The sequence below is a fragment of the Paeniglutamicibacter cryotolerans genome (assembly GCF_014190875.1).
Taxonomy (GTDB): Bacteria; Actinomycetota; Actinomycetes; order Actinomycetales; family Micrococcaceae; genus Paeniglutamicibacter; species Paeniglutamicibacter cryotolerans.
Genome location: NZ_JACHVS010000001.1, coordinates 548,032 through 568,175, shown reverse-complemented (window position 1 = coordinate 568,175; position 20,144 = coordinate 548,032). Strand labels below are relative to the sequence as shown.

15 protein-coding genes are annotated in these 20,144 nt (G+C 64.7%); 5 read left to right on the top strand and 10 right to left on the bottom strand.

Going from position 1 to position 20,144, the window contains the following annotated elements; translation table 11 throughout:
• Positions 1-73: 73 nt before the first annotated feature.
• Positions 74-1,216, top strand: coding sequence for a baeRF2 domain-containing protein (locus E9229_RS02780; RefSeq protein ID WP_183509747.1), 1,143 nt, complete (start codon positions 74-76; stop codon positions 1,214-1,216).
• 12 nt (positions 1,217-1,228) lie between these two features.
• Here E9229_RS02780 and E9229_RS02775 read toward each other — a convergent pair whose 3' ends face one another.
• From E9229_RS02775 to E9229_RS02750, 6 genes are all read right to left on the bottom strand, one after another.
• Positions 1,229-2,179, bottom strand: coding sequence for a metal ABC transporter solute-binding protein, Zn/Mn family (locus E9229_RS02775; RefSeq protein ID WP_183509746.1), 951 nt, complete (start codon positions 2,177-2,179; stop codon positions 1,229-1,231).
• 72 nt (positions 2,180-2,251) lie between these two features.
• Complete coding sequence (locus E9229_RS02770; RefSeq protein WP_312855583.1) at positions 2,252-3,529, bottom strand: YibE/F family protein; 1,278 nt, start codon at positions 3,527-3,529, stop codon at positions 2,252-2,254.
• A gap of 98 nt (positions 3,530-3,627) precedes the next feature.
• Positions 3,628-5,112 carry a gamma-aminobutyraldehyde dehydrogenase gene (locus tag E9229_RS02765; RefSeq protein ID WP_183509745.1) on the bottom strand — a complete coding sequence of 495 codons (1,485 nt, stop codon included), beginning with the start codon at positions 5,110-5,112 and terminating at the stop codon, positions 3,628-3,630.
• 38 nt (positions 5,113-5,150) lie between these two features.
• A complete protein-coding gene (locus tag E9229_RS02760; RefSeq protein ID WP_312855582.1) occupies positions 5,151-5,519 on the bottom strand; it encodes a cupin domain-containing protein in 369 nt (122 codons plus the stop codon).
• The gene (locus tag E9229_RS02755; protein WP_183509744.1) at positions 5,516-6,994 is read right to left on the bottom strand and encodes an NAD(P)/FAD-dependent oxidoreductase; all 1,479 of its coding nucleotides are present in this window, start codon (positions 6,992-6,994) and stop codon (positions 5,516-5,518) included. Before E9229_RS02755 ends, E9229_RS02760 begins: the two co-directional genes overlap by 4 nt.
• 36 nt (positions 6,995-7,030) lie before the next feature.
• Positions 7,031-8,701 carry an amidohydrolase gene (locus tag E9229_RS02750; RefSeq protein ID WP_183509743.1) on the bottom strand — a complete coding sequence of 557 codons (1,671 nt, stop codon included), beginning with the start codon at positions 8,699-8,701 and terminating at the stop codon, positions 7,031-7,033.
• 133 nt (positions 8,702-8,834) lie between these two features.
• Between E9229_RS02750 and E9229_RS02745 the strand changes: the two genes are divergently transcribed.
• The 4 genes from E9229_RS02745 (at position 8,835) to E9229_RS02730 (ending at position 13,966) form a co-directional block, all read left to right on the top strand.
• On the top strand, positions 8,835-9,512 hold the full coding sequence (locus E9229_RS02745; RefSeq protein ID WP_183509742.1) for a TetR/AcrR family transcriptional regulator: 678 nt from the start codon (positions 8,835-8,837) through the stop codon (positions 9,510-9,512).
• Positions 9,513-10,203: 691 nt separating this feature from the next.
• On the top strand, positions 10,204-11,238 hold the full coding sequence (locus tag E9229_RS02740) for an iron ABC transporter substrate-binding protein (protein ID WP_183509741.1): 1,035 nt from the start codon (positions 10,204-10,206) through the stop codon (positions 11,236-11,238).
• Positions 11,239-11,282: 44 nt separating this feature from the next.
• The gene (locus E9229_RS02735; RefSeq protein WP_407671350.1) at positions 11,283-12,836 is read left to right on the top strand and encodes an ABC transporter permease; all 1,554 of its coding nucleotides are present in this window, start codon (positions 11,283-11,285) and stop codon (positions 12,834-12,836) included.
• Positions 12,833-13,966 (top strand): ABC transporter ATP-binding protein, encoded by a 1,134-nt coding sequence (locus E9229_RS02730; protein WP_312855581.1) that lies wholly within the window; start codon positions 12,833-12,835, stop codon positions 13,964-13,966. The genes E9229_RS02735 and E9229_RS02730 overlap by 4 nt, the downstream gene beginning before the upstream one ends.
• Positions 13,967-14,268: 302 nt before the next feature.
• Here E9229_RS02730 and E9229_RS02725 read toward each other — a convergent pair whose 3' ends face one another.
• The 4 genes from E9229_RS02725 to E9229_RS02710 form a co-directional block, all read right to left on the bottom strand.
• Positions 14,269-15,129 (bottom strand): DUF222 domain-containing protein, encoded by an 861-nt coding sequence (locus E9229_RS02725; protein ID WP_246380534.1) that lies wholly within the window; start codon positions 15,127-15,129, stop codon positions 14,269-14,271.
• Between the two features lie 362 nt (positions 15,130-15,491).
• Positions 15,492-16,880, bottom strand: a complete 1,389-nt coding sequence (locus E9229_RS19775) for an integrase core domain-containing protein (protein WP_183509738.1) — start codon at positions 16,878-16,880, stop codon at positions 15,492-15,494.
• A 329-nt stretch (positions 16,881-17,209) separates the two neighbouring features.
• The gene (locus E9229_RS02715; protein WP_183509737.1) at positions 17,210-18,583 is read right to left on the bottom strand and encodes an aspartate aminotransferase family protein; all 1,374 of its coding nucleotides are present in this window, start codon (positions 18,581-18,583) and stop codon (positions 17,210-17,212) included.
• A gap of 27 nt (positions 18,584-18,610) precedes the next feature.
• On the bottom strand, positions 18,611-20,104 hold the full coding sequence (locus E9229_RS02710) for a CoA-acylating methylmalonate-semialdehyde dehydrogenase (protein WP_183509736.1): 1,494 nt from the start codon (positions 20,102-20,104) through the stop codon (positions 18,611-18,613).
• Between the last annotated feature and the right edge of the window lie 40 nt (positions 20,105-20,144).

Genomic DNA, 20,144 nt, shown 5'->3' with positions numbered 1-20,144 from the left:
GTCCCGATGCTACGGTGAGCAAACGGATCGAGTCGGCACGCGGCATTGCGACCGCGTGGGAAGGAGTTTCCCCATGGCATCACGCGCAGGTTCCACCGGAATCGACGCTTCACTCTACCGTCGGGACGGGGCGTGGTGTACGGCCCTCGTCGACGTTTCGCTCGGAACCACGGCCGCTCGCGAGGCAGTTGACCAGCTGCCCGACACGGTTTCGCGGCTCCTGACTTCACAACAAGCGGGCCCCTCGGACATCGCGGCCCTCGCCGGTGCGTTGGTTCCCGCTGAAGGCTACAGCTCACCGGTTGCCCGCTTCGTCGCGGTGAACAACGGGGAAGTGGTGGTCGACGAGATCATCTCGGGCATAGCTGTCGGTGCCCCGGAAGTCGACTGCGGCCCCTTCCCCAATCTGGTCCCGTTGGCCCGTGCACGCGGCGGGCAATTCCCCTACGTGGTCGCCGAGGTCGGACGCGACGGCGGGGAGATCCGGTTGCACCACTCCGGCTACGAGGGATGGACCGAGGAACGAAAGGTCGCCGGTGACGCCGACGAGGCCCACCACGCAAAGAAGGTGCCTGGCCGCTACTCGGAGGCTGCCAACCAGGCTAACACCGAGGAAGTCTGGCGCCGCAATGCGGAGGAGATAGCGGTACAGATCGATGAATTGGCCAGGGAGAACTATGCCCGGCTGATCGTCCTCGCCGGTGATGTGAAGGCCCGCGAGCTGGTGGGTTCCCGCTTAGCCGAGGCGAACCGGGCCAATGTGCGGGTGCTCGACCAGCACACCCGTACCGGCGGTGCCGACTTGGCGCTCTTTGCCCAGGAGGTTTCGGCATGTGTCGCCGAGGTGCTGGCCAACGACATCCGTGACCTGGCCGACAAGGTGGCGAATCGTTCCGGAACCGGTCGGCGAAACGTGGCGTTCGGGTTCGACGAAGTCGTGCAGGCGCTCCAGCAGTCCCAGGCCGAAACCGTCATCGTGGCCCGGTACCAAGACGACGAGTCGCTCATGGCGCTGAGCGCCGAGCCCTGGCTTGCGGCGGAGGATTCAGCGGATCACTCCGAGCTGGTGGTGGGTTCCTGGCCGGCTCCCGAGGTGTTGCTGCGGGCCACGGCGCTGACCGACGGCGCCATCAGGTACGTGCCCGACGGTGTACTGCCGCATGGTGTGGGGATTGCCGCACTGCTGCGCTGGCCCACCGGGGATATGCCCTCCTAGCGCTGCTATCGCCTACCGGGTGCCGAGCCCGGGGACGTCTTCCAGGGCCGTGATGTTCCCACTCATCCAGCCCTGGAAGTCCAGCGATCCGGGAAGCGTCTCGGTGAATTCCAGAACCGGCACCCCGTTAGCCTTGGCCTGACCGGCGATGGCAGCCGTCTGATCGCTGGCCGTCTGGGTGTTGAGTGCCAGAAGGTCGATGTCGCCGTGTTCCAACGCCGTCTTTAGTTCATTCAGAACCAGGGGTGGGACATCGAGTCCGCCCTCGACCGCTTCGCCGAAGCCGTGCGGGGTTTCATCGCGCAGCCCGGCCCCGGTCAGCAGGTAGGCGGCCACCGGCTCGGTCGCGGCAAAGGTCCGGCCCTCGGCACGCTTCCGGAGTGCGGCGAGTCTTTTCTCCAATGCGCCCAGGTCGGCATCGAGTTTCGTCGCATTATCGGCAAAGAGGTCGGCGCTCCCGGGATCCGCCTCGGTCAACGTCTCGGCGATCTTCGTGATTAGCGCGCGCATCGTGGGCAGGTCGTACCAGAGGTGCTCGTTGAACCCTCCGTGATCGTGGCCGTCGTGGTCTGTGGGCCGTCCCGCGGCCTCGGCCAGCTCCACTGCGGGGGCGAGGTCCACGACCGAGACGACACGATCGGCGGGCTTCCCGCTGGACTTGACCAGCGGTTCCATGAAGGCGTCGTAGCCCCCGCCGTTTTCAATGACCAGGTCGGCCTTCGACACGGCAAGCTTGTCGCGAGGTGTCGCCTCGTAAGAGTGTGGATCCTGCGAGGTGCGGGTGATGATGGCCGTCGTCGTGATGTCTTCGCCGCCGACCTGTCGGACAAGATCCGCGTAGACAGTGGTCGATGCGACGACGTTCAGCCGAGTGCCGGCGGATGACGCCGGCTCTGATGCGCAGGAGGCGAGGGAAAGCGTGGCGATGGTTGCCAGTACAGCGAGTGTCGAGCTTCTTCGCATGATGGGGGATGCCTTTCGGGGTTCCGGGTGGATGGAAGGCTCCGATCGTATCTTAAATGCGAATCGTTATCATTAACTCGTCGTGCTTGACGTAACCGAACGTCGCCCGCGGCGTCCCTGCCGGGTGGGCGAAGCAGATGCGCCCGGCCCCACTGCCTTCACCACGGCCACGGCCACGGCCGTGGTGACGGGAATCGAGAGCACCAACCCGATCGAGCCAACCAGGATCCGCACGACCTCCTCGGCGAGTTCGCCGCCGGTCAGCGAATCGAGCAGCGGCCTGTCGTACATGCCCACCAGGATCAGCACCGGCAGCGCGGCCCCGGCATAGGCGAAGGCAATGGTATAGACGGTGGAGGCGATGTGGTCCCGGCCGATGCGCATGGCAGACGTGAATAATTCCCGGGAGCTGCTTCCGGGAGAGATCTCGGCCAGCTCCCAGACGGCAGAGGACTGGGTGATGGTCACGTCGTTCAACACGCCCAGGCCGGCAATTAGCAGGCCGCAGACCAGTAGGCCCGACAGGCTCAGTTCCGGTGCGGCCGAGCCGAGCAGGTATGACTCTTCGCCGGTGGCCCCGGTGAGGTAGGCGGCATCGGTGGCCCAGATGGCCAGCGCCGCGGTGACGCCGAGTCCGAACAGTGTGCCCAGTAGCGCCGTCGAGGTCCGGGCGGAGAATCCGTGGGCGAAATACAGTGCACCGAACATGATGACCACCGAGCCGACCAGTCCCACGAGCAGTGGCGGGCGGCCCTCCAGCAGCGCCGGAAGCATGAAATAGGCGATGAAGCAGAAGCCGCCGATCAAACCCAGGATGGCCCTGGCTCCGCGCCAGCGGGCCACCAGGCAGACAACCAGTGCGTAGAGCGCCGCGAGCAGCAGCACCGGGGCGGTGCGCACGAAGTCAACGAAGATGTAGGGCGCCGCCATGGCATTCGACGCCGCGCTCAGGTCGAGGAACCGGACCCGGTCCCCGGGACGCAGGTCGCGGGCGGCGAGTATTTCGGGCGGAACCTCGAGCGCGACAGCCACGCCCCCGGTAGCAGGTACGACGTAGGTCAGGTTGCAGGTCAGTTCCCTGCCGCCGACGTCGTCCAGACCCTGCGAGGAGGGGCAGATGCCGGGCTCGGTCCGTTCAACCGTGCCGGTCCGCATCGAGACACCGGTCGATGTGCCATAGGGATCGCCCAGGCTCACCCGGTCGGCGGCGGGGCCCGGCCACAGCCAGATGGTGCCCACCAAGGCGGCCAAGGCGACGGGGATCAGCAGGACCGAGAGCAGGATGTTTGCCCGCCGCCGCCGCAGCGGATCCGTCAGTACTATGCCGTCGTGGCCGTGTCCGCTACCCACTGAAACGCTCCCGATGCTCGACTGGTTCCGATCCGCGGGTGCGGACCGGAACCAGTGTAGCCACGGCCCGGGACTATCGGGCCGGTGTGTGACGGGGTTTAGCGCTGGCGGAACACCGTGTCCTGCCACTCCTTGTGGGTGTCGGTGTCGTGGGAGATGAGCACGTGCTTCACGTTGGTGTACTCCTCGAAGGAGTAGGCGCTCATGTCCTTGCCGAAGCCCGAGGCCTTGTAACCGCCGTGCGGCATCTCCGAGACGATAGGGATGTGCTCGTTGACCCAGACGCAGCCGGCCTGGATTTCTGCAGCGGCGCGCATGGCCCGGTTCACGTCATTGGTCCAGGCCGAGGCGGCGAGTCCGTACGGCGTGTCGTTGGCCAGCTCGATGCCCTCGTCATCTGTCTCGAACGGCAGCGCGACCAGAACGGGGCCGAAGACCTCGTCCTGCACGATTTCGCTGTCCTGGGCTGCGCCGGTGATCAGCGTGGGGCGGTAGAACGCGCCGGGAAGGTCCGGGGCCACGCCGCCAGCCATGATGGTGGCACCGGACTCGCGGGCGCGCTCGACCATGGCGGAGACCTTGTCGCGGTGGCCGAAGGAGATCAACGAGCCCATGTCGGTGTTCTCATCCGTCGGATCGCCGACGACCATGGCGTCCATGAGCTCGGCGACGCGGGTGGTGAAGGCGTCGAAGAGCGAGGAATGCACGTACGCTCGGGTCGCTGCGGTGCAGTCCTGGCCTCCGTTGATGGTGGATCCGGCGACGGCGCCGTGGGCTGCCGCCTCCACGTCGGCGTCGGCGAAGACCACCAGCGGGGCCTTGCCGCCGAGCTCAAGGTGAACGCGCTTGCCGGTTTCGGCCGCCATCGCCATGATCCGGCGCCCGACCGGGGTGGAGCCGGTGAAGGAACTCATGACCACCTTCGGGTGCCGGATTAATGCTTCGCCGACACCGATGCCGGTGCCGGTCACGACGTTGATGACGCCGGCGGGGATGCCGGCGGCAGTGGCAGCTTCGGCGAAGACCAGCGTGGTGGCCGGGGTCATTTCGCTGGGCTTGAGCACAATGGTGTTACCGGCTGCGATGGCCGGCAGGACCTTCCAGGCTGCCATCTGCAGCGGGTAGTTCCACGGGGAAATGGATCCGACCACGCCGATGGCCTCGCGGCGGATCATTGAGGTGGAGTTTCCGGCGTAGTCGCCGGCGGCCTGGCCCTGCAGGTGGCGGGCTGCGCCGGCGAAGAAGTTGACGTTGTCGATGGTGCCGGGAACGTCGAACTCGTGTGACATGCGGGTGGACTTGCCGGTCTGGGTGGTTTCCAGCGCGGCGAGTTCGGCGGCGCGGGTGCCCAGTTCGGTGGCGAAGGCCAACAGGTGGTCGGCGCGGGCGCCCGGGGTGAGGCGGGACCAGGTCTTGAACGCGGCGGAGGCCGCCTCGACTGCGTCGTTCACGTCGTCGATGCTGGCGTAGTCGATGCTGGAATCGACGAGGCCCGTTGCGGGGTTGGTGCGTTCGGCGACAGCGCCTCGTCCGATGCGGTAGGCGCCGTCGATGTACTGGTGGCCCTGGTGGGAGGTGCTCATGGTGTTCCTTAGCTCAGGTGTGAAAGCGGTGGGGGTGCTTAGCCGGCCGGGGTGAAGTAGACCTTGCGCAGCGGCTCGGTCACCGTCCAGGCGGTCTTCATCCCGGCGCCGAGGCGCATGATGGTGCCCGGCTCCAGGTCCGCCGAATGCGCCGGCATGTTGCCGTACGCCTCGATGACCACGGTGCCGCGTCCGGCCGTGACGACGAAGATCTCCTCAGCTTCCACGTCGTACATGGTACCGGTGCCCATCTCCCATACGCCCAGTTCAACCCCGGATATGACGCCGAGGTCCACTGTGGCGGTGGTTGGATCCCCGCCGCCGGCCTGGTCGGCCGGGACGGGTTCGTGCTCCAGTTCGAGCCGGTTTACGCGCAGGGCCTGGCCGGCGTTCAACGTCGTGATCACGAGTCGAACCCCATGCCGATGGCATCCATGGTCCGCAGGAACGGTCCACGCTTTCCCTCATTGCGGTCGGCCTTGGCCAGAGCGCGGGTCATCAGCTTCACGCCCAGCCAAGCGACCGGCTCCGGTGGGAAGGGCAGCGGCTTCTTCTTGACCATTTCGAGTTCGGTGCGCTCGGTCTTGACGCCTGAGAGCAAGTCGAGCATGACGTTCGCCCCGAAGCGGGTGGCTCCGACGCCCAGGCCGGTGAATCCGGCGCAGTAGGCGACGCGGCCATGATGTGAAGTGTCGAAGAAGGAGAAGAACCGGCTGCAGGAGTCGATGGCGCCGCCCCAGGCATGCGAGAACTTCACGCCGGTCAGCTGCGGGAACGTGCCGTAGAAGTGAGCGGCGAGCTTGCGGTAGGTGGACTCGTGGTTGTCGTACTGGGGCTTCACCTTGCCGCCGAAGTAGTACTCGGCGTCGTATCCGCCGAAGAGGATGCGCCAGCCGCCGTTCTCATCGGTGGTGGGACGCGAGTAGTGGAAGCGGTTGTTCATATCCGCGAGCCCGGTTTCATTCTTCCAGCCGATCGCTTCACGCTGTTCTTCGGTCAGCGGCTCGGTCATCAGTGCATAGTCGTACACCGGGACGGTGAACAAGTGGTGGCGCTTGAGCAGCGACGGGAAGACGTTGGTAGCCAGCGCGACGTGGGCTGCCCTGACGGTGCCCGCGGCGGTGCCGACAGTCACCGAATCGGTGGCAGTGGCCTCCAGCGAGGTGGCCAGGGAGTGCTCGTAGATCTTTACACCGAGTTCTAGGCAGACCTTGCGCAGGCCCCATGCCAGTTTGGCCGGGTTCACCAACGCCCCGCCGTCCTTGTCCCAGAACCCGGCGTGGAAGACCGGGGAATTGATGTGCTCGCGCACCTCGTCCCGGTCCAGGAACGGCATGTCCGGATGGTTGTCCGCCTCTTCGCGCACCCAGTCGACCTGGTGCGGTTCGGTGGCGACGTTCAGCACGCCATTGGTGGTGAAGTCGCAGTCGATCCCGTAGCGTTCGATGGCCTCGGCGATTTCTGCGAGGTTTTCCATGCCGAGCTCGCCCAGGCGTTTGTTCTCCTTGGGCAGGTGCGCCTCGCCGTTGGATTCGCCGTGGACCAGGCTGGCCTCGCAGAATCCGCCGTTGCGCCCGGAAGCCGCCCAGCCCACCGTGTGGCCCTCGAGCAGGACGACTTTGCGGTTCGGATCGCGTTCCTTAGCCATCAGTGCCGTCCACAGCCCGCAGTAGCCGCCACCGACCACGAGCAGATCCGTGGTGATGTGGCCCTCCAGTGCCGGGAGGGCCTCGGGGCGCTGTGAGCTGTCCAGCCAGTAGGGGACGTTACTGACGCCGGCCAGTCCGGCGGTGACCAGTTCGGCGGGAACGGTGGACTCCAGATGGTCGAAGGTAAGTTCTCCGGCGGGGATGGGGGAAGAAATGGGTGTCGTGGTGCCCATGGTGTTATCTGTCCTGACGGTGTTCATTGACGGGAATTAGTGTGAAGCTGCTGCTATTTCGTGGACCGGTGAGCCTGAGGCCAGCACCAGTGCGGCGCCGACCTGGTACAGCTCCGAATCGTGCAGGTCGAAGGGATTCGCGTTCCAGGCCACGAGGTCGGCGCGGGAGCCGGTGCGGATGGAGCCGGCTTCCTCGTCGCGGTTGATCCAAGCGGACCCGTGGGTGTATGCGGTCAGCGCCTCGAGCATGGTGATGGCCTCGGACGCCACCAGCGGCTCGGAGTCCGGTTCGCCGGGGGCCCGGCGGTTGACCGCCACGTGAATGGCGTGCCACGGATCGGGGGTGGAGACCGCCCAGTCGGAGCCCATGGCCAACGGGGCGCCGGAATCGATCAGCGAACGGAAGGGGTACTGCCAGCCGGATCGTTCCTCGCCCAGGATCGGCAGGGTCAGCTCCGTCATCTGCGGTTCATTGCAGGCCCAGAGCGCCTGCGCGTTGGCGGTGACGCCGAGCGCGCCGAAGCGGGCTAGGTCATCGGGGTGGATGATCTGCAGGTGGGCCAGGTGGTGGCGGCCTGCGGTGACGCCGTTGGCGTTGCTGGCAGCCTCGATGGCGTCGAGCCCGATGCGTGCCGCCCGGTCACCGATCACGTGCAGGTGCAGATCGAAGCCGGCTGAATCGAGCGCGACCGCCACCGCATTGAGCACCTCGACCGGCAGATAGGCCAGGCCGGTGCCCGGATCGGGGTCCCCTGGTGTGCAGGTGCACGTGCGAAGGTAGGGTTCGAGCAGGGCAGCGGTCTGGTTCTCGGCGACGCCATCGACCATGATCTTGGCGCTGTTGGTGGGGAAACCAGCGGCGGCGTTTGCCGTGCGGCGTCCGATGAAGTCGGCAACGAGCTCATCGATGTTCTCCAGCGTGGTGGTGCGCGGGACCCACAGCGCACCCACCGCATGGGCGGTGAGCGTGCCGTTTGCGGCTGCTGCGTGGTAGTACTCGGTGACGTCCGGGTATCCGGCATACTCGCCGAGAATGGCTTCCTGCCACCCCGTCACGCCAAATGAGTGCATATAGGCCTGGCCGGCTAGCAGGCCGGCGGTGAATGCCGCGTCATCGGGGACTGGCACATGGACGGTGACCAGGTCCATTGCACCTTCGTGCAGGGTCCCGGTCGGGTTGCCTGCAGCATCGCGTTCGATGCGTCCGTCGGAGGGGTCTGGAGTGCTAGCGGTGATGCCGGCGATTTCCAGTGCGCGGCTGTTGACCCAGGCGCCGTGGTGGTCGCGGTTGATCAGGTAGGCAGGTCGGTCGGACGTCACTGAGTCGAGCATTTCGGCAGTGGGGGTCCCACCGGGGAAATCGCTCATGCTCCAGCCGCCGCCGGTGATCCACTCAGTGGTGGATGCCGAGGCGTAGGCCGAAATGGTCGCCAAGACGTCATCGATGCCCTCAGGGATCGTGAGGTCACAGACGAGTGATTCGACGCCGCCCATGATGGTGTGCACGTGGGCATCACTGAATCCAGGAGTGAGTAGATTTCCACCCAGGTCGATCCGGCGGATCGTTTCCTCCAGGCCTGCATCGAGTTCAGTCTCGGGACCTACGGCGGCAACACGCGAGTCCCGCACGAGCACGCCAGTGCCTTCGGGAAGCAGTGTCGTGCCGTCAAAGATCCGGCCTGAATGAAAGAACCAACCAGTTTCCATGCATGACTCCAGGGCGTTGCAGTGAAGGGCTGCGGGTTTATCGCCACGAATTGTGACTAGTTTCATAAAACCCTATTTTTGTACCATTGTCAACGCTGTTGACTTTTGTGTCGGTGGCCTAGTGTTGGAGCTGATGAGTGAATCAACCAGCCCCGCCTCTCCGCGCAAGCGCGCAAGCGGCCTCAACCGCACAGTGATCCTCGATGCCTGCTTACGGTTGTCCGCCGCACATGAGGGCGATCCCCTGACCTTCCGCCGGATCGGACGCGAACTGGGGGCGGACCCTACCGCGCTGTATCGCCACTTTGCTGACAAAGACGAACTGCTGTTGGCGCTCGCCGACCGGCTGCTCGCCGAGGTCATGGATGGCTATTCTCCGGCGTCTCATTGGCGGGAAGCTCTGGGGGATCTGCTGGCGCGAGTGCGGGCCAAGTTCCTGGACTATCCGCACATTGCCACGCTTGCAGCATTGCGGGTCACCCGGCAGGAGGGGGAGCTGCGCTTCGTTGAAGCCATGCTTGGCATACTGGAGTCCGCCGGCTTCGACCCTGATGCGGCGGCCCGCTATCACCGCAGCTGCGCCGACTTCATGCTTGCCTGGTCGGGTTTCGGTGCGGGACTGAAGATCCTGGGAGAGAAATCTGCGGCCGACGACATGGCCTGGGTCTCGAGCTACTCGCGCCTGCCTCGGGGGAGCTCCCCTCTTGCCATGCGCGCTGTGGGAATCATGGCTGCTATCAGCGATGATGAGAGCTTTACGCTCGCTTTGGAGCTCCTGCTCGATGGCATCGAGGTGCGCGCCGGGGCCTGAGCCGGTCGAGGTGTTCCCGCGGTGGGATGCCGTTGCGGGGGCTGCATGGGAGGATTCGAGCACCGGGACCGGTGGGGCAGGCTTTTGTCCTGGGCATGGTTGCCAAATAGGCTTGAGGGGTGACTGGAGCTGGTGGGCGGCGGACTGTTGTTTCTGTATCTTCAGTGCCGACCAGGTGAGGTTCGTTGTTTGGCTGATGACCAGCGGCGAGCCGTCCGAGGACTCGGACGATTTCGCCTCCAATCACCTACTCCAACTGAGCCAACGGCTATCGTCTGCGAGCGTCACCTTCGCCGTCGTGTACTTGGTTTGCCCCATGGTCTCGGGAAGGTTTTTCTGGTGGCGGTGATGGTCATGAACCGGGCTTCGGTCTTTCAGTGGATGATCGAGGTGCTGGTGTAGTTCATTGGTGACCAAGTGTTCCAAGTTAGTGTGGCCCTCACTATCAAGCTGGTCTTGGTGACCCTGATTAATGTGTCATCGCGGTGTTGACTGTTCGTGAATATTTGCGACATCGGACTACGAAGTTGAATCGCATCAGGCCAGGATGAAGTTGTTGGACATTCGCAACGAGGATGCGCTCCTTTCGACTTGCCAAGTTAGGCATGTCTTACCTAATGTGTTTGAGCGGGGTCCGACAGAAGCGTTGACCGGACTCCGACTGACTTCACACGATAGAAAGTTGCACTCGATGAAGATGCGCAAGAACGTGCTGGCCGGAATCGCCCTGGCAGCCACCGCCGCACTGGGGCTGACCGGTTGCGGAGGCTCCACTGCGGCGCCGGGATCCCCCAAGGCCGGCGGGATCACCGTGTACAACGCGCAGCACGAGTCTCTGGCCCAGGAATGGGTAGATGCCTTCACCCAGGAGACCGGCATCAAGGTCACGGTGCGCAACGGCTCGGATACCGAGATGTCGAACCAGATCATCCAGGAGGGCGCCGCGTCCCCGGCCGATGTCTTCCTCACGGAGAACTCCCCGGCCATGGCCCAGGTCGAGAACGCCGGCCTTTTCGCCGACGTCGACAAGGCCACCATTGATCAGGTTCCCGCCGAATTCCGTCCCTCCACTGGAAAATGGACCGGAATTGCCGCCCGTTCCACCGTCCTGGTCTATGACAAGGCCAAGCTGAGCGCGGACCAGCTTCCGGTGTCGATGCTGGACTTGGCCAAGCCGGAATGGAAGGGCAAATGGGCGGCCTCGCCGACCGGAGCTGACTTCCAAGCCATCGTTGCGGCACTGCTTGAACTCAAGGGGGAGGAAGCAACCGACGCCTGGCTCAAGGGCATGAAGTCCAACTTCACCGCCTACAAGGGCAACAGCACTGCCATGAAGGCAGTGAACGCCGGCGAGGTCGATGCCGCGCTGATTTACCACTACTACTACTTCAGCGATCAAGCCAAGACCGGTGAGAACTCGGGCAACGTCGCCCAGCACTACTTCAAGAAGCAGGATCCCGGGGCGTTTGTTTCGGTATCCGGCGGTGGCGTGCTCGCGGCCTCCAAGAACGCCGATGCGGCCCAGGAATTCCTGAAGTTCATCACCGGTAAGAAGGGCCAGGAAGTCCTGAAAGACGGCACCTCCTTCGAATACACCGTTGGATCCGGAGTTCCCTCCAACGCGAAGCTGATCCCGTTGGATGAGTTGCAGGCGCCGAAGATCGACCCGGCCAAGCTGAACTCCGCCAAGGTCACCGAGCTGATGACCAAGGCAGGACTGCTCTAGGCATCATGGGCAATACACCACCGGTCCCGGTCGCCACGCAGGGAATGGACAAAGCGGACAGGGGCAAGCGCCACCGCCCGCCTATGGGCGTTTCAGCGCTCTCGCTGCTCGCTGTCCTGATCGCCCTGTTTTCGCTGATCCCGCTGGGCTTCGTCATCTACATGACGTTGACTGCCGGCTGGGACACGGTACTCGAACTGGTAGTCCGCCCCCGGGTGGGTGAGCTGCTGGCAAACACCATCCTGTTGATCCTCGTGACGGTGCCGTTGTGCCTGCTCCTGGGCGTCGGCGGTGCTTGGCTGGTGGAGCGCACCAACCTGCGCGGACGCCGCTGGTGGGCATTGGCCCTGGCAGCTCCACTGGCCATCCCGGCCTTCGTGAACAGCTATGCCTGGTCTTCGACCGTTCCCTCGTTGGCGGGGCTTGGCGCAGGAACCCTAATCGCCACGTTGTCCTATTTCCCATTGGTGTACATCCCCGTCGCTGCGACGCTGGGACGCCTGGACCCGGCGATCGAGCAATCTGCGGCGTCCCTCGGGCTGGGACCCTGGGGCGTGTTCCTCAAGGTCGTGCTTCCGCAATTACGCATCGCGATGACCGGTGGATCACTGCTGGTGGCGCTGCACCTGCTCTCCGAGTACGGCGCATTCGCGATGATCCGCTTCGACACGTTCACCACGGCGATCATGGTGCAATTCCAGTCGACGTTCAATGGTGCAGCGGGCAACATGCTGGCGAGCGTGTTGGTGCTGCTGTGCATGCTGTTGCTGTGGGGCGAATCGAAAATGCGTGGGACCGCCCGCTATGCCCGAGTCGGCTTCGGGGCTCAAGGGCTTCCGGTACGGCACCCGCTGGGGTGCTTTGAAGTGCCTGCCCAGCTCAGCCTGCTGGCCGTGGGAGTGCTGTCCGTCGGCATCCCGCTGTGGTCGGTCCTCCGCTGGCTGGTGGCAGGGGGCGCGCAGGTCTGGGAGCCCGCCCGCTTCCTGCCCGCGTTGCTCCAGACCCTGGGCTATGGCCTGGGCGGTGCGCTGTTGACCATCGTCGTGGCCTTCCCGATGGCCTACCTCGCGGTGCGGCACGCCAGCGGTTTCAGCCGACTGCTGGAACTCTCGAACTACGTGACCAGCTCGATGCCGGGCATCGTCGTCGGTTTGGCCTTCGTTACGGTGTCGATCAAGGTGGTCCCCGGGATCTATCAGAGCGCCCTCGTGCTGTTGGCTGCTTATGTGCTGTTATTCCTGCCACGGGCGCTGGTGAACCTGCGGGCAGGGCTGTCACAGGCGCCGCGTGAACTGGACGAAGCCGCCCAATCGCTGGGCCGCAGCCCCTTCGCCGCCTTTTTCCTAGTCACCTTGCGCCTGAGCGCGCCGGCCGCCGCAGGTGGGGCCGCGCTTGTCTTCCTGGCCATCGTCAACGAACTGACGGCGACGCTGCTGTTGGCACCCAACGGCACCCGCACCCTGGCTACGGCGTTCTGGGCCAAGAGCAGCGAAATCGACTACATGGGGGCTGCCCCATATGCGTTGCTGATGATCCTCATATCAACGCCCATGACCTATCTGCTGTTCCAACAGTCAAAGAAAGCGGCAGGACAGTGACCGAAGTATCAACACCCCTTTGCACGTTCTCCGGCCATTGGGAGCCGGCGACCTACCTACAGGCTCGGGGCCTGTCCAAGAGCTTCGGCTCCCAACAGGTACTCAAGGGCGTGGACCTGTCCATGGTCGAGGGAAGCACCACCGCCATCGTGGGCCCCTCTGGGTCGGGCAAGACCACGTTGCTCCGCCTGATTGCCGGATTCCAGCAGCCCGATGCGGGAATGATCGAGCTCAAGGACAAGGTCGTCGCGGGGCCGGGTGTTCGCGTACCGGCGCATAAGCGTGCCATCGGGTATGTCGCCCAGGATGGTGCCTTGTTCCCGCATCTGACTGTTGCCCAGAACATTTCCTTCGGCCTGAAGGGTGCCGGGGGCCGGGTGGGGCGCCGAGGGATCGAACTGAAGATCGCGGCACTGCTGGACATGGTTTCGCTGCCCGCCGGCATGGGTGGCCGCCGTCCGCACGAACTCTCCGGCGGCCAGCAGCAACGTGTTGCGTTGGCCCGCGCACTGGCCCGGGAACCAAAACTCATCCTGCTCGACGAGCCGTTCTCGGCGCTGGATGCGGGTCTGCGGGTGGCAACACGAAAGGCGGTGGGAGATGTGCTCAGTGAAGCCGGAATCACGACGATTCTGGTGACTCATGACCAGGGCGAGGCGCTCTCCTTCGCGGATCAGGTAGCGGTCATGCGCGATGGGAAGCTGGTCCAGACGGGGACGCCATTCTCCGTCTACACTATGCCCTCGGATCGGGAAGCCGCCGAGTTCCTGGGCGACGCGGTCGTTCTCGAAGCGATGTTGGAGGGAACCCTGGCCACCTGTTCGCTGGGGGGCATCCCGGTACGCAAGCCCTCGGTGCAGGGGCGCGTGAGCTTGATGCTACGTCCGGAACAGATCAGGATCACAGCCGATGGACCGATCAAGGGGGTAGTGGTGGACACCGTCTATTTCGGTCCGGAGACCACGGTGCGGATTAAGCTGCAGCCCGCCCCCCGGGTATCGGGGACGGCGTCCGTTGGCGGCGGGGAAATCATCTCCATCAAGCACTGGAACGCCGCCATGGCGCGTCCGGGGATGGAACTGAACCTGCGCATCATCGGGGAAGGCGTTGCCTTTCCCTTGGCAGGATAACCGGATCGTTCATCCGCCTTGGAACATGAAGGTGCTCCTGCCTGCGGAGACGGGAGCCGGAGGCAGCACCGCGGGGGCGTGCCGGCGGTTCAGTGCGGGTGGTGGCGCGGGTGCCCGATAGCGGCGGGGAGGTCGAGCGGTAGACCTTCCCGGTCGGGGTGGTGATTTCCAGTCCATGCCGACTACCGGACAGGGGCCGTTCGCTCCAGCCGGGGTATTCCTTGCTCTGGTTGCACCAGGCGCAGCGGGCGCTGGCGTTGTGCGCGGTGGTTGCCCCGCCGTGGAACCACTGGTCGATGTGGTCAATGTGCCGCACCCGGTTCTGGCAGCCCGGGGTCGCGCAGATCTGGTCGCGGATCGAGATCCAGTGCACCAGTCCGGCGGATCCAACGCATAAGCTTCAGCTCCATATCCCGGCCGCGGACCAGTTGCCGGGCCATGGCCGCCGGGATGGTCCCGTAGCCCTGCAGGTAGGCCGGTTCGGCCTCGGCCTGGAACAGGATCCGGTCGGTCATGACCAACTCGATCTCCACGCGTGGGCTGATGTTCTGCTCCCCGGTGACCAGCCCGCAGAACTCATCGGCGCGGATCTGTTCGCGGGTGCGGCCCTGCCCCTTCCCTGCGGCGGTCTTGGAGTCCGCCAGGTCGCTGAGGACTTGGTGCATCAGTACGCCGTGTTCGGCGGGGTTCTGCCCGATCAAGCGCATGGTCATGTTGCCGGTGGGGATCAAGCGCAGGAAGCGCCGGGACCGGGCGTCATCGATCCGCTCCAGCGCGGTGACGGGTTCGATTTCCTGGACCAGGGCCCGGACGCGGTCGCCCAGGGCCTTGCGGCTTTCACCGGCGAAGTCCTCAGGGTTCAAGGTTAGTTGTTCATCGGCCCAGCCGCGGTGCTCCTGGCCCAGGTCCTGGACCTCGGTGGCGATGAGCATGGCCCGGTTTTCGCTCAGGGTCCCGGTGGTGAACCGGGCCATGGTTCGGGGCAGGTCGGCGCACAGGATGCGGGATCCGGTGAGGTGTCGGGTGCCCTCGGCGGGTGTTTCACTCCGGGCCAGGGCGATCTGGGTGCCGGTGCCCCGTACCCCGGTGTCCCGCTTCTTGCCGGGTTCGGGGCTCTGGGTGGCCGCTGCTGTGTGGAGGGCGGTGGTGTCACGGGCCTGCAGAGCGGCCAGGCTGCTCTTGAGTTGTTCGGTGGTTTCGATGCGGTCGGCCAGTTGGCGTTCGCTGAGGTGTTCGGAGATGGTGTGCGAGACCTGGTGGGTGAGCGTGGCGAGGAAGGACTGCGGGGCGGGGGTGGTCCGGTGCCCCGGCGGTTCCCGTCTGCGGGCCGTTCGGGTTCGATTCCTGGATTTTCCCCGTATCGAACATAGAGCTGGAATACGACTCCACGCCGATATTTAGAAAGGTCTTCACACTCGCGTGCGCAGGCCGCGGTCTTACTTAAATCTGTGATGTCTCAAGGCAGCGGTGACACTTCTGTATCAGGACAGTGGTGACACTCGCTGCCTCAGGACATCGGTGGCACTTAGCGTTGATCGGCGTTCGGGAAACACACGGTGGCCCCGTCCATGCCGACGTATGTGGTTCCCGCTGGGGGCCGTGGGAAGTCGGCAATCAGCTCGCCCTCCATGGTGGAGATGAGGATGCTCTCCGGATCCCAATCCACGTTCAGGATCCGGGACCCCCTGCGCTTGGTGACGAAGAACATGGTTTCTCCCAGCTTCAAGGTCCCGTTGGAATACACCTTCAGCTTCCGATGCCCGCGTTCACCTAGATCCTTGACGCTGCCGCGGATCTTCTCGGGAGAGGCATCAACGACAGGGGCGCCGAGGGGGTCGATCACGCCCTCGGCCTTCATCTGCTCATCCAGTTGCCGGGCGTAGGCATTGACCATCTCCGCTACCGGATTGGCCTCAACCACCTCATCGATGAACGGCAGCCCGATCCGTTCCAGGGCCTGGCTGTCGGGTCGGGGCGATTCGGCCACCACGGTGGCATCCCAGGCCTGTTGCGGGGTCATCCGCCCGGCCAGTCCCTGGTGCGGACGCTCGGTGTTGAAGATCGCGTCGAACCGGTCCACCTGTTCCTGAAGTTGCTCAAGGCTGTTGGCGAAGGGTTGCTTATCCAACCATTTGAACAGGGTCTGGTGAAAGCGTTCGTTCTTCCCCTGGGTGGTGGGCTTGCCCGCTTTGCCCGTGATCGCCTCCACGCCCAGGGAGGCGGCGTAGGCGACCAGCTGCCCGATCCAACCCCGGCGTGAGGGATTTAAAGCCGATCCGTTGTCGGTTAGCAGCCTTTGTGGGACCCCATGGGCTTCGATGCCCTTGCGCATCACCGCCAGCGCATCCTCGCTGTTCTCGCTGCGCGCCGCATGGGTCGCGATCGCCAGCCGTGAGTGGTCATCCTGCAGCTGGAAGATCACACATTTACGCCCACCGGTGAGCACGTATTCGGTCGCGTCCAACTGCCAGCAGGCGTTGGGTGCCGGGTAGACGAACCGGCGGTAGGCCGAGCGTGGCCGCTTATTCGGTGCTGCACGAGCGACGTTCTTTTCGCGGAAGATCCGGGCCAGGGAAGCGATGGCCGGCGTTTCGAAGCCCAGGGAGTTCATCTTGTCATGCACGCTGATCGGGCCGTGGTCCAGCCCGGAGGCTTCCAGGGCCGAGCGCACCGCCAGCGCTTGGGCTTTGAGGTCCTCGGCGATCCGGGTGGGTGAGGTTTTCGGTCGGCGGGAGCGTGGCTGAAGCACCGCTGCTTGTCCCTCATCGCGGACGATGGCCCGTAGCTTGTAGAACGTCTTGCGGCTGATCTGGTGTTCGGCGCAGAACGTGGTGACCGCTCCTCGCGGGGCGTTGTCCGGCCATTGGGAGATTGCTAGTCGGATCCGCGGATCAATGGGTTGGTTGCTCTTCACCCATCAATCCGACCCGAACCCCGGTCACACCGCCCAATCCGATGAAAACCGTTAATAACGGGTAGAAGTGTCACCACCAGGACCGGCGGAACTGTCACCGCTGTGTTGATACAGAACTGTCACCGATGTCCTGCGACATAACAGTCTTACTTAAATCACAGCTCAATGATGTTTTAATGGGTTATTCACCCGTCTGCGTGGGAGCGTTGACGGGGTGTTTCAGACGTGTATGTTCGAATAAACGTGCTTGTGCTGAAACAGTGGTTAAAAGGACGGGCCGTCCACACCATACTGGTGTGGACGGCCCGTACAAGCCAAGGCGGCAGGAGCTATGCTTCGACGAATCCGTCGGCCACGTCCAGTGCCTTGTCCAGGGCGGCAAGCCCGGTCAGCAGGTCTTCGTCGCTGATGTTCAGCGCCGGAACCACATGGATGCGGTTGAAGTTGGCGAAGGGCAGGATGCCTTCGGCCTTCAATGCGCCCACTACCTGGTTCATTTCCGGCGAGGAGCCGCCGTACGGAGCCAGTGGTTCTCGGGTTTCGCGGTTCTTGACCAGCTCGACCGCCCAGAAGCAGCCGGCTCCGCGCACGTCGCCCACCGACGGGTGCTTGGCTGCCATGGCGCGCAGCGCCGGGCCGATGATGTCTTCGCCCAGGCGGGCGGAGTTCTCCACCATGCCCTCTTCCTTCATTGCCTCAATCGTGGCAACGGCGGCGGCGCAGGCCAGCGGGTGGCCCGAGTAGGTCAGGCCGCCCGGGTAGGCGCGATCGCGGAAGGTCTCGAAGATGGCATCGGAAATAGCGACGCCGCCCAGCGGAACGTATCCGGAGTTCACGCCCTTGGCGAAGGTGATCAGGTCCGGGGTGATGTCCCAATGGTTGATCGAGAACCATTTGCCCGAACGGCCGAAGCCGGCCATGACCTCGTCGGCGATGAAGACGATGCCGTACTTGCGGGTCAGTTCGCGCACGCCGGCCATGTAGCCGGCCGGCGGCATGTAGATGCCCGCGGTGCCCGGAATTGATTCGAGGATCAACGCGCCGATGTTGGATGCGCCCTCGAGCACGATCATGTCTTCCAGGTGGCGCAGCGCGCGCTCTGTCTCTTCGGCCTCGGTGGTGGAGGCGAAGTAGGAGCGGTAGCCGTAGGCAGGCATGAAGTGCACGACGCCGGAATCCGAGTGGTCGTTGGCAAAGCGGCGCGGGTCGCCGGTGACGTTCACGGCCAGCTGGGTGCCGCCGTGGTAGCTGCGGTAGGCCGCGAGGACCTTGTGCTTGCCGGTGTGCAGGCGGGCCATGCGGATCGCGTGCTCCACCGCGTCGGCGCCGCCGTTGGTGAAGAACACGTGGTTCAGGTCCCCGGGGGTCAGCTCGGCGATAAGCCGGGCGGCCTCGGAACGGGCATCGTTCACGTGCTGAGGTGCGATCGTGCAGAGCTTGCCTGCCTGCTCCTGGATCGCCGCGACGACCTTCGGGTGCTGGTGTCCAATGTTGGTGTTCACGAGCTGCGAGGAGAGGTCAAGCAGCTTGTTCCCCTCGCCGTCCCAGACATACGAGCCCTCGGCCTTGAGGATCGTCATCGGGGTGAACGGGCCCTGTGCCTGCCAGGAGTGGAAGACGTGCTCGCGGTCCAGTTCGTGGGCGCGGACGCCATCGGCAATGTCCTGCGCGGACACGGCTGCCGTGGTTGCTTCGGTGGTCATGTTCTATCCTTCTGCGAGGTCTCGGGACTAGGCGTTCTGCGGGAAGCCGAGGTTAATGCCGCCGTGGCTCGGGTCGAGCCAGCGCGAGGTGACGACCTTGCCGCGGGTGAAGAAGTGCACGCCCTCTGCGCCGTGGGCGTGGGTGTCGCCGAAGAGCGAGTTCTTCCAGCCGCCGAAGGAGTAGTAGGCCATCGGGACGGGGATCGGCACGTTGATGCCGACCATGCCGACCTGGATCTCGTTCTCGAAGCGGCGGGCGGCGCCACCGTCGTTGGTGAAGATGGCGGTGCCGTTGCCGTACGGGCTGTTGTTGATCAGCTCGATGCCCTCGTCGTAGGACTCGACGCGTACTACCGAGAGGACCGGGCCGAAGATTTCGTCGGTGTAGATGCTCATGTCGGTGCCGACATGGTCGAAGAGGGTCGGGTTCAGGAAGAAGCCCTCGCCGTCGGCGTCAGGGGTGGCGTTGCGGCCGTCGAGCACCATGGTGGCGCCTGCTGCTTCGCCGGCGTCGATGTATGAGGCAACCTTGTCACGGTGCACTGCGGTGACCAGCGGGCCCATGTCGCAGCCGCGGGTTCCGTCGCCCACGCGCAGGGTGCGGGTGCGCTCGGCGATCTTGGCGACCAGCTCATCGGCGATGGACTCGACCGCGACCAGGGCGGAGATGGCCATGCAGCGTTCGCCCGCAGCGCCGAAGCCGGCGTTGACCGCTGCGTCTGCTGCGAGGTCCAGGTCTGCATCCGGGAGGACCAGCATGTGGTTCTTCGCCCCGCCCAGCGCCTGCACGCGCTTGCCGTGTGACGTGCCGGTCTTGTAGACGTATTCGGCGATCGGGGTGGAGCCGACGAATGAAACGGACTTCACGTCCGGGTGGGTCAGCAGGGTGTCGACCGCTTCCTTGTCGCCGTGCACGACGTTGAAGACGCCATCGGGGAGGCCGGCTTCCTTCCAGAGTTCGGCCATCCAGTTCAGCGCGGTCGGGTTCTTCTCGGAGGGCTTGATCACGACGGTGTTGCCGGTGGCGATGGCGACCGGGTAGAACCACATCGGGACCATGGCCGGGAAGTTGAACGGGGAGATGATGGCGGTGACGCCGATGGCCTGGCGGATCGAGTGCACATCGACCTTGGTGGAAGCGTTTTCGGTGTAGCCACCCTTCATGAAGTGCTGGATGCCGCAGGCGAATTCCACGACTTCCTGTCCGCGGGCGACCTCGCCCAGTGCGTCATCCAGGACCTTGCCGTGCTCGGCCGTAATGATGGCGGCGAGTTCACTCTTGCGGGCATTGAGCAGTTCGCGGAAGTTGAACATGACGGCGACACGACGCGAGAGCGACGTGTCGCGCCAAGCCGGGAAAGCGGCCTGTGCGGCGGCGATGGCCTCGGCCGTGGTGGCGGCGGAGGCCAGGACGACCTGGGAGGTGACTGCGCCGGTGGCCGGGTTCATGACGTCGGAGTAGCGGGCGTCGGCTTCCGGTGCCACGTAGGCGCCGTTGATCCAGTGGGTAACTGTCTGCATGATGGGTGGGGTCCTTTCCCGGGGGTGTGCTTTCCTCCAT

What these genes read in the sequence shown, in the direction of transcription:
- E9229_RS02780 (WP_183509747.1), top strand. Translation starts at nt 74, where the DNA reads ATGGCATCACGCGCAGGTTCCACCGGAATCGACGCTTCACTCTACCGT.
- E9229_RS02775 (WP_183509746.1), bottom strand. Translation starts at nt 2,179, where the DNA reads ATGCGAAGAAGCTCGACACTCGCTGTACTGGCAACCATCGCCACGCTT.
- E9229_RS02765 (WP_183509745.1), bottom strand. Translation starts at nt 5,112, where the DNA reads ATGAGCACCTCCCACCAGGGCCACCAGTACATCGACGGCGCCTACCGC.
- E9229_RS02755 (WP_183509744.1), bottom strand. Translation starts at nt 6,994, where the DNA reads ATGGGCACCACGACACCCATTTCTTCCCCCATCCCCGCCGGAGAACTT.
- E9229_RS02750 (WP_183509743.1), bottom strand. Translation starts at nt 8,701, where the DNA reads ATGGAAACTGGTTGGTTCTTTCATTCAGGCCGGATCTTTGACGGCACG.
- E9229_RS02745 (WP_183509742.1), top strand. Translation starts at nt 8,835, where the DNA reads ATGAGTGAATCAACCAGCCCCGCCTCTCCGCGCAAGCGCGCAAGCGGC.
- E9229_RS02740 (WP_183509741.1), top strand. Translation starts at nt 10,204, where the DNA reads ATGAAGATGCGCAAGAACGTGCTGGCCGGAATCGCCCTGGCAGCCACC.
- E9229_RS02735 (WP_407671350.1), top strand. Translation starts at nt 11,283, where the DNA reads ATGGACAAAGCGGACAGGGGCAAGCGCCACCGCCCGCCTATGGGCGTT.
- E9229_RS02715 (WP_183509737.1), bottom strand. Translation starts at nt 18,583, where the DNA reads ATGACCACCGAAGCAACCACGGCAGCCGTGTCCGCGCAGGACATTGCC.
- E9229_RS02710 (WP_183509736.1), bottom strand. Translation starts at nt 20,104, where the DNA reads ATGCAGACAGTTACCCACTGGATCAACGGCGCCTACGTGGCACCGGAA.